The 13,406-nt window shown below is 70.7% G+C and carries 12 protein-coding genes; 9 read left to right on the top strand and 3 right to left on the bottom strand.

What is annotated here, in order from left to right; translation table 11 throughout:
* Positions 1–26: 26 nt before the first annotated feature.
* From valS to GA0111570_RS10345, 3 genes are all read right to left on the bottom strand, one after another.
* Positions 27–2,642, bottom strand: a complete 2,616-nt coding sequence (gene valS / locus GA0111570_RS10355) for a valine--tRNA ligase (protein WP_092610389.1) — start codon at positions 2,640–2,642, stop codon at positions 27–29.
* 94 nt (positions 2,643–2,736) lie between these two features.
* Positions 2,737–3,522 carry a DsbA family protein gene (locus GA0111570_RS10350; RefSeq protein WP_092610386.1) on the bottom strand — a complete coding sequence of 262 codons (786 nt, stop codon included), beginning with the start codon at positions 3,520–3,522 and terminating at the stop codon, positions 2,737–2,739.
* 27 nt (positions 3,523–3,549) lie between these two features.
* Positions 3,550–4,119 carry a DoxX family protein gene (locus GA0111570_RS10345; RefSeq protein WP_092610383.1) on the bottom strand — a complete coding sequence of 190 codons (570 nt, stop codon included), beginning with the start codon at positions 4,117–4,119 and terminating at the stop codon, positions 3,550–3,552.
* A gap of 106 nt (positions 4,120–4,225) precedes the next feature.
* On the opposite strand from GA0111570_RS10345, the gene GA0111570_RS10340 reads away from it, so the two are divergent.
* The 9 genes from GA0111570_RS10340 (at position 4,226) to mnhG (ending at position 13,401) form a co-directional block, all read left to right on the top strand.
* Entirely contained in the window at positions 4,226–5,749 is a 1,524-nt protein-coding gene (locus GA0111570_RS10340) for a bifunctional folylpolyglutamate synthase/dihydrofolate synthase (protein ID WP_092610380.1), read from the top strand.
* Positions 5,749–6,087: a DUF4233 domain-containing protein gene (locus tag GA0111570_RS10335; RefSeq protein ID WP_175557444.1), complete on the top strand. Its 339-nt coding sequence runs from the start codon at positions 5,749–5,751 to the stop codon at positions 6,085–6,087. Before GA0111570_RS10340 ends, GA0111570_RS10335 begins: the two co-directional genes overlap by 1 nt.
* Before the next feature lie 90 nt (positions 6,088–6,177).
* Positions 6,178–6,612, top strand: a complete 435-nt coding sequence (gene ndk, locus GA0111570_RS10330; protein ID WP_092610374.1) for a nucleoside-diphosphate kinase — start codon at positions 6,178–6,180, stop codon at positions 6,610–6,612.
* Complete coding sequence (locus GA0111570_RS10325; protein WP_092610371.1) at positions 6,609–9,599, top strand: Na+/H+ antiporter subunit A; 2,991 nt, start codon at positions 6,609–6,611, stop codon at positions 9,597–9,599. Before ndk ends, GA0111570_RS10325 begins: the two co-directional genes overlap by 4 nt.
* Entirely contained in the window at positions 9,599–10,207 is a 609-nt protein-coding gene (locus GA0111570_RS10320; RefSeq protein ID WP_092610368.1) for a Na(+)/H(+) antiporter subunit C, read from the top strand. The genes GA0111570_RS10325 and GA0111570_RS10320 overlap by 1 nt, the downstream gene beginning before the upstream one ends.
* A complete protein-coding gene (locus GA0111570_RS10315; protein WP_092610365.1) occupies positions 10,204–11,727 on the top strand; it encodes a Na+/H+ antiporter subunit D in 1,524 nt (507 codons plus the stop codon). The genes GA0111570_RS10320 and GA0111570_RS10315 overlap by 4 nt, the downstream gene beginning before the upstream one ends.
* A complete protein-coding gene (locus GA0111570_RS10310) occupies positions 11,727–12,497 on the top strand; it encodes a Na+/H+ antiporter subunit E (RefSeq protein WP_092610362.1) in 771 nt (256 codons plus the stop codon). Before GA0111570_RS10315 ends, GA0111570_RS10310 begins: the two co-directional genes overlap by 1 nt.
* A complete protein-coding gene (locus GA0111570_RS10305; RefSeq protein WP_092610359.1) occupies positions 12,494–12,943 on the top strand; it encodes an MrpF/PhaF family protein in 450 nt (149 codons plus the stop codon). Before GA0111570_RS10310 ends, GA0111570_RS10305 begins: the two co-directional genes overlap by 4 nt.
* Positions 12,940–13,401, top strand: a complete 462-nt coding sequence (mnhG, locus tag GA0111570_RS10300) for a monovalent cation/H(+) antiporter subunit G (RefSeq protein ID WP_092610356.1) — start codon at positions 12,940–12,942, stop codon at positions 13,399–13,401. Before GA0111570_RS10305 ends, mnhG begins: the two co-directional genes overlap by 4 nt.
* The last annotated feature ends 5 nt before the right edge of the window (positions 13,402–13,406 follow it).

The following is a 13,406-nucleotide window of genomic DNA, read 5'->3' as shown; positions in this document are numbered from 1 at the left end:
AGGGGGCCGGGGCTTTCGGCGCTCGCTCAGGCCTCCGGTGCCACCAGCTCGACGGCCACCGACAACGGACCGGAAGCGGTGGTCCACACGACCTCACCGGGGATCCGCCCGACCGCCCGCAGGTCGGCCTCGACCCCGGCCAGACGCCCGAGGACGGCCTCCTCGCCGGTGAACTCGGCCCGCGACACCTCGGTCTTCATGGAGACCTTCGCCGACGACTTGGCACCGCGGATGCCCTCCAGCGCCGCGGCGATGTCGACCAGCAGCTCGGGATCACCCGGGCCGACCAGGCCCTCGGTCAGCTCCTCCGCCACCGGCCACGGGGCCAGGTGCACCGAGCCCGGCTGCCACCAGCTCCAGACCTCCTCGGTGACGAACGGCATGAACGGGGCGAACAGGCGCAGCTGCGTGTGCAGGGCCAGTGCCAGGGCGTTCTGGGCCGAGGCGGCAGCGGCCTCGCCCCGGGCGCCGTACGCCCGCTCCTTCACCAGCTCCAGGTAGTCGTCACAGAACTGCCAGAAGAACCGCTCGGCGGTCTCCAGGGCGATCGAGTAGTCGTACGCCTCGAACGCCTCGGAGCTGCGGCGGACGACGTCGGCCAGGGCGGTGAGCATCGCCAGGTCGGCCGGGTCGGTGACCTTGGTGGCGTCGGTCGCGCTGCCGTAGCCGAGGACGAACTTCGAGGCGTTGAGGATCTTCATCGCCAGGCGGCGACCGACCTTCATCTGCTTCTCGTCGAAGGGGGAGTCCATCCCGGGCCGGGCCATCGCGGCGCGCCAGCGCACGGCGTCGGCGCCGAACTTCTCCAGGATCTCCGAGGGGACGACGACGTTGCCCTTGGACTTCGACATCTTCTTGCGGTCCGGGTCGACGACGAAGCCGGAGATGGTCGCCCGCTTCCAGGGCAGCTGGTCGAACTCCAGGTGCGAGCGGACGATCCGGGAGAACAGCCAGGTCCGGATGATGTCGTGCGCCTGCGGGGCCAGGTCCATCGGGAAGGTGCGCTCGAACAGGTCCTCGTCCCGCGACCAGCCGCAGGCGATCTGCGGGGTCAGCGACGAGGTGGCCCAGGTGTCCATCACGTCCGGATCGGCGGCGAAGCCGTTCGGCTGGTTGCGCTGGGACTCCTGGTACCCGGCCGGGACATCGACCGAGGGGTCGACCGGTAGGTGCTGCTCGTCGGCGACCAGCGGGTGGTCGTAGTCGGGCTCGCCCTCGGCATCGAGCGGGTACCAGACCGGGAACGGCACGCCGAAGTAGCGCTGCCGCGAGATCAGCCAGTCACCGTTCAGGCCGCCCACCCAGTCGTCGTAGCGGTGCCGCATGTGCTGGGGCACCCACTCCAGCTCCCGGCCGCGCTCGAGCAGGGCTTCCTTCAGGGCGGCGTCATGGCCGCCGTTGGCGATGTACCACTGGCGGGTGGAGACGATCTCGAGCGGCTTGTCGCCCTTCTCGTAGAAGTTCGTCTTGCGCTGGGTCGGCTCGGGGTCGCGGACCAGCTCGTCCCCGGCCCGCAGCATCGCGACGGTCTCCTCGCGGGCGGAGAACGTGGTCTTGCCGGCGATCCGCTCGTATGCCTCGGTGTTGACCACCCAGTCCGGCGTCTCCCGCAGGATGCGACCGTCGCGGCCGATGATGGTACGGGTCGGCAGCTGCAGCTCGCGCCACCAGGTCACGTCGGTGAGGTCGCCGAAGGTACAGCACATCGCGATGCCCGAGCCCTTGTCCGGTTCGGCGTCGCGGTGGGCCAGCACCGGGACCTCGACCCCGAACACCGGCGTGGTCACCGTGGTGCCGAACAGCGACTGGTAGCGCTCGTCGTCGGGGTGGGCGATCAGCGCGCAGCAGGCGGCGAGCAGCTCAGGGCGCGTGGTCTCGATCACCACGTCGCCGCCGTCGGGCTTGTGGAAGTTGAGGGCGTGGTAGAAGCCGGGGTAGTCCCGGGCCTCCAGCTCGGCCTGGGCCACCGCGGTCTGGAAGGTGATGTCCCACATCGTCGGGGCCTCCGACATGTACGCCTCGCCGCGGGCGTGGTTGTGCAGGAAGGCGCGCTGGGCCACGGCCTGCGCATCATCGGAGATCGTGGTGTACAGCAGGTCCCAGTCGACCGACAGTCCGACGTGCTTCCAGAGGTCCTCGAAGACCTGCTCGTCGACGGCGGTCAGCTCATTGCACAGCGCCACGAAGTTGCGGCGGCTGATCGGGACCTGGCGCTTCGGGTCCGGCTTGGCCGGCGGGGTGAAGTCCGCGTCGAACGGGATCGAGGGGTCGCAGCGGACCCCGTAGTAGTTCTGCACCCGGCGCTCGGTCGGCAGGCCGTTGTCGTCCCAGCCGAGCGGGTAGAAGACGTGCTTGCCGCGCATCCGCTGGTAGCGCGCGATGACGTCGGTGTGGGTGTAGGAGAACACGTGGCCCACGTGCAGCGACCCGGACACCGTGGGCGGGGGAGTGTCGATGGAGAAGACGGACTCGCGGGGGGCGTCACGGTCGAAGGCGTACGTACGCTCGTCGGACCAGCGGGTGCCCCACTTGTCCTCCAGGCCCTCCAGCGCCGGCTTGTCCGGCACGTTCACCGCGCCTACCGCGCCGCCCGCGGCCTGCGGGGTCGGGGTGGACGTGGGCGTCTGGACGGGATCACTCATGGGCTGCATCTTACGGAAGCGGCTCGCCCCCACGCACATCGGCGTGGGGGCGAGACTTCGCGGTGGCGGGATCCGGGCGGGAATCAGTGCAGTGTCACTGGCCTGCGGCGGTCTTGGCGACGGCGGCCGGGAAGTCCGCGGGCTTGGCCAGGCCGGACAGGTCCATGTCCTTGCCGTTGACGCGGATCGTCGGGGTGCCGGTGACGCCGGCCTTTGCGGCCTCGGTGTTCGTGTGGTCGACGAAGTTCTTGTACTTGCCCTGGTCGTAGCAGGTCTGGAACTGGGTGAGCTTGTCGCCGGTGGTGCCCAGCTGGGCGGGCAACTGGTCGCGCAGCAGGGTGTCGGTGTACCCGTCGCCCTCCTTGGCCGGCTGGTTGTTGAAGATCAGCTGGTGGTACTTCGGGTAGTCCCCGACCTCGGCGTAGCAGGCCGCGGCATTCGCGGCGCGCTCCGAGGCATCGTTGCGCAGGTTGGTGTCCAGGAACGTCATCGGGCGGTACACCAGCTGGTAGTCACCCTTCTGGGCCGCGCCCAGGATGACGTCGCCGGCCGAGCGCTCCAGCGAGCCACAGCCGGGGCACTGGTAGTCGAAGAACAGCTCGACCACCGGCTTGCCCTCCGCGACACCGGGGTTCACCCTGATGCCGTCGCCGGCGGCGGTGGTGTTAGGGGGGACGGCGTTGCTGGCCGCGGGGGTCTGCTGGCGGCTCTGGGCCCAGACCACGCCGGCGATGATCAGGGCAGCGACCACCACGACGGACACCGCAGTGACCAGGATCTTCCGCTGGCGGGCGCGCTGCGCGGCGGCCTCGGCCTCGGCGCGCATCTGGGCGCGCCGGTTGGATGCTGACGTGGAGCCTGCCGGCTTCTTGGTGCTCATCGAGGCATTTCCTTCGGTTCGGGTCGGTCAGTCCGTCGGGTCCGCGACGTCGTCGCGGTCGTCCAACTGGATCGGCCGGAGGGCGAACAGGCGGTCCTCCAGCGCGAACGGGGTGCGGGGGAAGATGGTGAGGAAGACACCGGTGGCCATCAGGGTGAAGTCGCGGAGCAGCTCGAGGCCGTACTTCGTCTCGTTCTGCGCCACCTGCCCGCCGCCGCCGAAGCAGCCGCAGTCGATCGTCAGCCCACGGATCCAGGCCTGCGAGATACCGATCACGAACGCGGCCATCAACAGGGCGCCGATCAGGCCGGCCCAGCGGGTGAACAGGCCGGCCACCAGCAGCAGCCCGACGATGATCTCCAGCGGTGGCAGCACGTAGCCGACCGCCACCGCCAGCTCGTAGGGCAGCATCTGGTACCCGCGCACCGCGAGCACCGACTGCTCCAGGTTCGCGACCTTGAGTGCCCCGGCCACGATCAGCACCACACCCAGCACGATCCGGCACGCGAGACCGGTCCAGCCCAGGACGCGACGCCGGCGGACGTCCGGGGAGGTCGGCTCCGTGCGCACGTCGCCGGAGGTCGGGGCAGCTGTCATGGGTCGAAGTCTAGTTGCCGGCGGGCCGGACCCCTGCGCCCCCTGCGTTCCGCCGGGTCCGTGACGGTGACCGCGACGTGGCGCCTGCGCATAGGATCGTGTCGATATGACTGAGATCTCGCATGAATCGGCGGCCGGAGCCGCGGCCTCGGCCCAGCACCACCGTCTCGCCGAGGAACTGACCGCCCGCTGGCCCGAGCACCGCGTGGGGCCGTCGTTGTCCCGCATCTCCGCGCTGTGCGAGCTGTTGGGCGACCCGCAGCGCGCCATGCCGGTGATCCAGATCACCGGCACCAACGGCAAGGGCAGCACGGCGATCATGATCGATGCGCTGCTGCGCTCGGCCGGGTTGCGTACCGGCCGCTTCAGCTCCCCGCACCTGACCGATGTGCGGGAGCGGATCTCCATCGACGGGGCACCGATCAGCGCCGAGCGCTTCGACGAGGTCTGGACCGACATCGCGCCGTACGTCGCCATGGTCGACGAGCAGCGCCTGGACGGCATCGCGATGACCTTCTTCGAGGTGCTCACCGGGATGGCGTACGCGGCCTTCGCCGACACGCCTGTCGACGTGGCGATCGTCGAGGTCGGGATGGGCGGGCGCTGGGACGCCACCTCGGTGGCCGACGCATCCGTGGCAGTCTTCACGCCGATCAGCTACGACCACATGCACATCCTCGGCAACACCCTGACCGAGATCGCCACCGAGAAGGCCGGCATCATCAAGGACGGCAGCCATGTCGTCACCGCCGACCAGGACCCCGAGGCCGCGACCGTGCTGGTCGCCCGGGCCCGGGAGGTGGGGTCGCGGATCATCGCGGAGGGCCCCGACTTCGGGCTGATCGAGCGGACCCCTGCCCTGGGCGGACAGGTGATCGCCGTCAACGCCGGTGCCGGCCCCGTCCGTGACCTGCACCTGCCGCTCTACGGGGAGCACATGGCCCGCAACGCCGCCCTGGCCGTGGCGGCCGTGGAGGCCTTTCTCGGCATGAAGCCGCTCACCTCCGAGGTGATCCAGGACGGTCTGGACCAGGTGATCGCCCCCGGCCGGATGGAGGTGGTCCGGACCTCCCCGACGATCGTGCTGGACTCGGCGCACAACCCGCACGGTGCGGCCGCGGTCGCCCGGACGATCGCCGAGGCGTTCGTGTTCTCCCCGCTGATCGGCGTGTTCGCGGCCATGCGCGACAAGGATGTCCGCCAGGTGCTTGAGGTCCTCGAACCGGTGATGCACCAGGTCGTGGTGACCACCGTCTCGTCGGTGGCGCGCGCCTACCCGGCCGAGGAGCTTGGGGAGGTCGCCCGCGAGGTGTTCGGCGCGGATCGGGTCCACGTGGCGCCGACCATGGTGGAGGCCCTCGAGACAGCGACGATGCTCGCGGATACCCTGATGACCCAGCGGATCGACGCCGAACTGCTGCAGGGCGAGGACGGCCTGCCGCCGACCCCCGGCATCCTCGTCACCGGCACGGTGGTCGGCGTCGGTGAGGCCCGCGGCATCCTGGTCCCGAGCGAGAGCGCGGCGGGGGAGAGTCGTACGGCGGCCCGTGCGGCGGAGGCGGCCGACGAGGCCGGCCTCCACCTGGAGATCGGAACCAATGCCTGGGGCGCCCAGGACGAGGAGCAATGATGCTGAGCAACGACAACCCCATGCTGCGCGTGCTGATGACCACCCTGTTCTTCGAGGTGGTCGTCTTCGGCCTGTCGGTCGCCGTGATGGTCATGCTGGACGGCACCCGCCCGGCGATCGCCGGGACACTGGCAGGCGGGGCCGCACTGCTCGCCCTGGTGGCCGGCGCCACCTTTAAGCGGCCGTTCGGCCAGCCGCTGGGTTGGGCCGCGCAGGTCGCCGGGCTGGCCCTGGGCATCGTGACGCCGATCATGTTCGTCGTCGGTGGGGTCTTCGCCGGCCTCTACGTCGCAGGCTTCGTGCTGGGCCGTCGCCTCGAACCCGCCCGCACGGCCTGAGACGCACCCACGGCCCCCTGCCGGCTCTTGGGGCGCCGGCGGGGACGGATGTTCCCTCAGGCGCCTCGGAGGGTCCGCTAGGGTGGTCGTATGACCCACGCCCAGCGCACCCTCGTCCTGATCAAGCCCGACGCCGTCGCTCGGGGACTCGTCGGTTCGGTGCTCGCGCGCTATGAGTCCAAGGGACTCCGCGTGGTCGCCCTCGAGATGCGCCAGATCGACGCCGACCAGTCCGACGCGCACTACGCGGACCACGTCGCCCGCGACTTCTACCCCGGCCTGCGCGACTTCATCACCTCGGGCCCGCTGGTCGCGCTCGTGCTGGAGGGAGACGAGGCCATCGAGGCGGTACGCCACCTGAACGGCGCGACCGACGGGCGCAAGGCCGCCCCCGGAACCATCCGCGGCGACTGGTCGTTGTCCAACCAGCGGAACCTGGTGCACGGGTCCGACAGCCCCGAGAGCGCTGCCCGCGAGATCAGCCTGTGGTTCCCTGACGTGGCCGCAGGAACCACCGGTCTGTGACGGGCCTGCTCGCCGTCCACTTCGGACTGGCGATCCTGGCCCCGGCGCTCACCCGGATCCTGGGCCAGCGCATCTTCCTGCTCGTCGCCCTCGCGCCCGCGGCGGCCGCCGTGTGGTTGCTCCGGCTCGCGCCGACGATCCTCGCCGGTCGGACGTACCAGGTCAGCTACACCTGGGTGCCCAGCCTCGACCTGACGTTCGACTTCCGGATCGGGCTGCTCCAGTGGGTGCTCGGCCTGGTCGTGTCGGTGGTCGGTGCGCTGGTCCTGTTCTACTGCCGGTGGTACTTCGGGTCCGACCGGCCCCAGCCGCGGGTGGCCGGCCTCCTGGTCGCGTTCGCCGGCTCGATGCTCGGCCTGGTCACCGCCGACAACGTCCTGTTCGTCTACGTGTTCTGGGAGTTGACGACCGTCTTCTCCTACCTGCTGGTCGGCCACAACCCGCGCCGCGCCGCCAACCGTGGTGCCGCCCTGACGGCCCTGCTGGTCACCACCTTCGGTGGTCTGGCGATGCTCGGTGGCCTGGTCATGCTCGGCTCGGCGGCCGGCTCGTACTCCCTGGTGGCCATCGTCGACGCGGCGCCGCGCGGAGCATTCGTGGTGGGGGCCACGGTGCTGGTGCTGCTCGGTGCCCTGACCAAGTCCGCCCAGGTGCCGTTCCACTTCTGGCTGCCGGGCGCGATGGCCGCCCCGACCCCGGTCTCGGCCTACCTGCACTCCGCGGCGATGGTGAAGGCCGGCGTCTACCTGATCGCCGTGCTCGCCCCCGGGTTCGCGGACGTGCCCGGCTGGCGCCCGCTGCTGATGTCGATCGGCGCCGTGACCATGGTGCTGGGTGGCTACCGCGCCCTGCGCCAGAACGACATCAAGCTGCTGCTGGCCTACGGCACCGTCTCCCAGTTGGGCTTCCTGTTCGTGTTGTTCGGATCGGGGACCAGGGCCGGGACGTTCGCCGGCCTGGCCCTCCTGGTCTCGCACGCGGTGTTCAAGTCGACCCTGTTCCTCAGCGTGGGCATCATCGACCACTCCACCGGCACCCGCGACCTGCGCGAACTGTCGGGCGTCGGCCGCCAGATGCCGTGGGTCGCGGCCGCGGCCACGCTGGCCGGGCTGTCCATGGCCGGACTGCCACCGACCGCCGGGTACCTCGCCAAGGAGGCCGCCTTCGAGGCCTCCGTCAATTGGGTGGTGGGACCGCTGGCCGACGGCACCCGGATGCTGCCGGGCCCGGCCGCGGCGATGGTCGCGATGCTGGTGGTCGGCTCGGTGTTCACCGTCGCCTACACCCTGCGCTTCCTGTGGGGGGCGTTCGCACCGAAGGCGGGCATCCGCAAGCCGACCACGGTGCACCACGTGGCGGCGGGGTTCGCGCTGGCACCCGTGGTCCTCGGGCTCACCGGCCTGCTGCTGGGGGCGCTCGGTCCCCAGTGGTCCGCGGTGACCGAACCGTACGGCCGGACCATGGCCCAGGGCCACGAGCCGGAGGGCCTGGCACTGTGGCACGGCGTGACGCCACCCTTCCTGCTGTCGGTCGCCTGCTGGGTGCTCGGGGCCGGCATGTTCCTCCTGCGCACCAGGGTCCAGGAACTGCAGGGCACGATGCCCGCCGTGATGCCCGCCAACGAGGTGTTCCACCGCTTCATCCGCTGGCTCGACAGGTTCGCCGTCGAGGTGACCGCCAGGGTCCAGCCCGGCTCCCTGCCGAGCTACCTGGGGGCGATCCTGGGGATGCTGGTGCTGTTCACCGGCACCGCGGCCTTCCTCCAGCCCGGGCTCGGCGCCGGCGTACGCCTGTGGGACAGCCCGGTGCAGGCGCTGGTCGGCATCGTGATGTGCGTGGCGGCCTGGTTGGCGGCCAACGCCCGCGGCCGGCTCAAGGCCGTCATCCTGGTCGGGGTGACCGGCTACGGATTGGCCCTGCTGTTCCTGCTGCACGGGGCACCCGACCTGGCCCTGACCCAGGTGCTCACCGAGACCGTCTCGATCGTGGTGTTCGTGCTCGTGCTGCGCAAGCTGCCGAAGTACTTCACCGACCGCCCGCTGACCTCGACCCGCTGGTGGCGCATCTTCCTCGCGATCGCCGTCGGCGCGACGGTGGTGGCCACCATGCTGGTCGCCACCACCGCACGGATCGCCACACCGATCTCGACCGAGTTCTACCGGGCGGCGCTGGAGTTCGGCCACGGGACGAACATCGTCAACGTGACGCTGGTCGACACCCGGGCCTGGGACACCCTCGGCGAGATCACCGTGCTACTGGTCGCCGCGACCGGCGTCGCCTCGCTGATCTTCATCCGCGCCCGCTACACCCGTCGCACCCCCGCCGAGGAGCGTGAGGTCACGGCCCGCGGGCAGGGGAACGCCGGTCCGCGCTACTCCTGGCTGCGGGGCGGGGAGGCGCTCTCGCCGCTGCGCCGCTCGCTGGCGATGGAGGTCGTCACCCGGCTGCTGTTCCCGGTGATGATGATCGTCTCCTTCTACCTGTTGATGGCCGGTCACAACGCCCCCGGCGGCGGGTTCGCCGGTGGCCTGATCGCCGGCCTCGCGCTGGTGCTGCGCTACCTGGCCGGCGGACGCCACGAGCTCGACGATGCCGCACCGGTCGATGCCGGCGTGGTGCTGGGCTCGGGCCTGGTCGTCGCGGTCGCCGCGGCCGTTGCGCCACTGGCGTACGGCGGGGCGGTGCTGCAGTCGTACGCGATCGACATCCACCTGCCCGGCCTGGCCCAGGTGACCACCTTCGGCCACACCTGGTCGCTGCTCAGCGACATCCACATCGTGACCTCGGTGTTCTTCGACATCGGGGTCTACCTGGTCGTGATCGGCCTGCTGCTCGACATCGCCCGCTCGCTGGGTGCCGGCATCGACGTCCAGGCCGAGCAGGACCGCGCCCCGCTGCCCCGGGTGGGCGGTGGCGTACGCGGTGGCCGCAGCGCCGTCCGCCTGCCCGGCCGGCACTTCGACGAGCCTGCGGAGAGTGAGGTCTGATGGAACCGAACCTCACCCTGCTGCTGGTCTCCGGCTTCCTGATCGCCTGCGGTGTCTACCTGCTCCTGGAGCGGTCCCTGACCCGGATCCTGATCGGCATCCTGCTCACCTCGAACGGGGTCAACCTGCTGTACCCGCTGATCGCCGGCCCGGCGCGCCGGCCCGCCTTCGTCAACCTGGTGCCCGCGGACGAGGTCACCGACCCGCTGCCGCAGGCGATGGTGCTCACCGCGATCGTGATCACCCTGGCCACCACGGCCTTCCTCCTGGCGATGGCCTACCGGGCCGTCCAGGTCAACGGCGACGACGGGGTCCAGGACGACGTCGAGGACGCGGTGATCCGTCGCCTGGCGGCCCTGGACGAGGCCTCGCAGTCCTTCGACTCCGGGGTCGGCTCCGGTGAGCCGGGCGAGGAGGAGGGCGGGGACTTCTTCGACGTGGAGCCCGGCCCGCTCGACGAGGCCCCGGACGACGTCCTGGACGACGACGAGGACGACGACGCCGACGATGGGGAGCCGATCGGCTCGGAGAAGGCCGTCCGGGTGTCCTCCGACGGTCGTGAGCGGGCGGCCGACGTGACCACGGACATCAAGGAGGCCCAGCGATGACCTGGACCTGGCTGTTGCCCATGCCGATCCTGCTGGCGCTCCTGGGCGCCGGGCTCTCGCTGATCTTCGGGCGGCGCCCGATCATCCAGCGGGCCATCTCGGTGACCGCGCTGTCGCTGATCCTCGTGGTCGCCGGCGCCCTGGTCTACCTCGCCGACACCCAGGGACCCCAGGTGCTGTGGATCGCCGGCTGGCAGCCGTTGGGGATCTCGCTGGTGGCGGACCGTCTCTCGTCGCTGCTCCTGCTGGTCTCGGCGGTGATCTGCCTACTGGTGCTGCTGTTCTCCCTCGGACAGGACCAGGAGGAGCGGCTCAGGGAGACCCCGATCTCGATCTACCACCCGACCTTCCTGGCCCTGACCGCCGGGGTGTCCAACGCCTTCCTCACCGGCGACCTGTTCAACCTGTACGTCGGCTTCGAGATGCTGCTGTTCGCCTCCTTCGTACTGCTCACCCTGGGGGGCACCGGCGAGCGGATCCGGGCCGGCACCACGTACGTCGTCGTCTCGCTGGTCAGTTCCCTGCTGTTCCTGGTCGGACTGGCCGCCGTCTACGCGGCGACCGGCACTGTCAACATGGCCCAGGCCGGCGTCCGGCTGGCCCAGCTGCCACCGGAGGTCCAGCAGGTCATCCAGTACCTGCTGCTGACCGTGTTCGGGATCAAGGCGGCGGTCTTCCCCCTGTCCGCCTGGCTGCCCGACTCCTACCCGACCGCCCCGGCGCCGGTCACCGCCGTGTTCGCCGGCCTGCTGACCAAGGTGGGGGTGTACGCGATGATCCGCACCCAGACCGTGCTGTTCCCCGAGAACAGCATGCAGCGCCCGATGCTGGTGATCGGGATCCTGACCATGGTGATCGGCATCCTCGGCGCGATCGCGCAGAGCGAGATCAAGCGGATGCTCTCGTTCACCCTGGTCAGCCACATCGGCTACATGGTGTTCGGGATCGCCCTGGACACCGCTGCCGGGCTGTCAGCCGCCATCTTCTACACCGCGCACCACATCATCGTGCAGACGACGCTGTTCCTGGTCGCCGGCCTGATCGAACGACGCGGCGGGTCGACCTCGCTGAACGAGCTCGGTGGCCTGGCCTCCGCCTCGCCGGTGCTGGGGGCGCTGTTCCTCATCCCCGCCCTCAACCTGGCCGGGATCCCGCCGATGTCGGGGTTCCTCGGCAAGGCAGGACTGCTGCGCGCCGGTATCGCCGAGGGCAACTGGCTGGCCTCGGTCGGCGTCGGCGCCGTGCTGGTCACCAGCCTGCTCACCCTCTTCGCGATGGCCAAGGTGTGGAACCGGGCGTTCTGGCAGCAGATGCCGCTGGTCGAGAACGAGGACGGCAAGATGGTCGAGGCCGGACAACCGCTCCAGCCGTCGATGGCAGTGGTCGCCGCCGTGATCGTCGCCGTCGGACTGTCCCTCACCGTGCTGGCCGGCCCGCTGTACGGGTTCACCGACCGGGCCGCCCGGGACACCCGGGACGGCGGCTACATCGCAGCGGTCCTGCCCGAGGGGGTGCACTGATGCCATTGACCGAGCGACCGGGCAGCGGCCGCAGCGCCGGGGCACCGCCCGGCCGGCGGACCGACCCGAAGGCCGCCGGTGCGGTCCGGGCCGAGGCAGCCAGGAGCGATACCGGACGTACCCAGACCCGGTGGAACCGGGTCGGCTGGCGCTCGATCCTGATCGGCGTCCTGGTCTGGTGCATCCTGTGGGGCAAGGCCGACCTCCGTACGATCCTCGGTGGCCTGGCCGTGACCTGGGGCGTAGCGCTGGTCTTCCCGCTGCCGGCCATCCGCTACCGCGGGCGGATCCGGGCCTGGGGGGTGGTCCGCCTCATCGCGGCGACGCTGGTCGAACTGGTGATCTCCTCGACCAGGGTCGCCCTGCTGGCGATCAACTGGCGCAAACCGGTCAGCAGCGCCATCGTCGGGGTGCGGCTGCGTACCACCTCCGACCTGCTGGTCGCGATGATCGTCGAACTGATCGGGTTGGTGCCGGGGTCCGTCGTGGTGGAGCAGGTCCGGGCCTCCTCCCGGGTGTACGTCCACGTCCTCGACGTCAGTGACCCCGAGCGGTTGTCCGAGGCGTACGCGGTCGTCCGCGCGGTGGAGGAGCGGGTGATCCGGGCCTTCGGGACCGACGACGAGGTCGCCCTGCTGGACCGGCCGGTGCCCGAGGCGGACAACGGGCCCGCCCCCATCCCCACCGAACCACCCGCGGAAACGCCGGTGACCCATCCCATGGTGGAACCGGTCGAACCCGCCGACGCCCAGCCCGAGGAGGGTCGATGAGTCCGGAACAAGTAGTCCGTGCCGTCCAGCACGTCGTGGTGGCGATCAGCGTCGTCGCCCTGGTGGTGGCAGCCGGGTTCACCCTGTACCGGCTCTCCAAGGGACCGACCAACCTGGACCGGATCATCGCGAGCGACCTGATGCTCGGGATCGCCGTGGGTGGCTTCGCGCTGCACATCGTGCTGTCGGAGGAGACGACGGCGCTGCCGGTCGTGCTGGCGATCTCCCTGGTCGGCTTCATCGGGGCGATATCGATGGCACGCTTCGTCCACGACCGCCAGCCGAGCAGCCCCCCTGACGTACGTCGCAGCCGCCGCCGCGGCGACACCGGACGGCAGACCGTACGCGGCGAGCGGCCCGTCGTCGCGCCCGCCGGAGAGCCTCGCGCCGGGAGGCCGGCCCCCGAGCCCATGGCCGGCGGCACGGATCGGGGCGGTGAGGCATGACGATCGCAGTCCTGGACCTGCTGGCCGCCGTGCTGTGCCTCGTCGGCTCCCTGTTGTGCCTGACCGCCGCGGTCGGGCTGGCCCGGTTCCCCGACCTCGTCTCCCGGCTGCACCCCGCGGCCAAGCCGCAGAGCCTGGGAATGATGGTCCTGATGGCCGGACTGGCCCTGCATATCAGGACCCCCTCCGCCGTGCTGCTCCTGTCCCTGGTCACCATCCTGCAGATGATGACGGTCACCCTGTCATCGCACGTCGTCGCGCGGACCGGCTACCGTTCCGGCTTGGTCGACCCTTCGACGTTGGTGGCCGACGAGCTGGCCGAGGCCATCGCCGTCCGACGCCGTGCCGGGGTCCAGCGCGGGGCTGACGAGCGTGCAGCGGTCGAGCGCCCTGCCGCCCGGCAGGAGCAGGCCGGGCCCGCCGGGCCGGAGGACCATCGGTCGGCGGCTGAGGCCTGATCCCT

The organism is Raineyella antarctica, assembly GCF_900092135.1.
In the GTDB taxonomy this organism is placed as follows: Bacteria; Actinomycetota; Actinomycetes; order Propionibacteriales; family Propionibacteriaceae; genus Raineyella; species Raineyella antarctica.
This window is presented reverse-complemented; position numbering and strand designations above follow the sequence as displayed.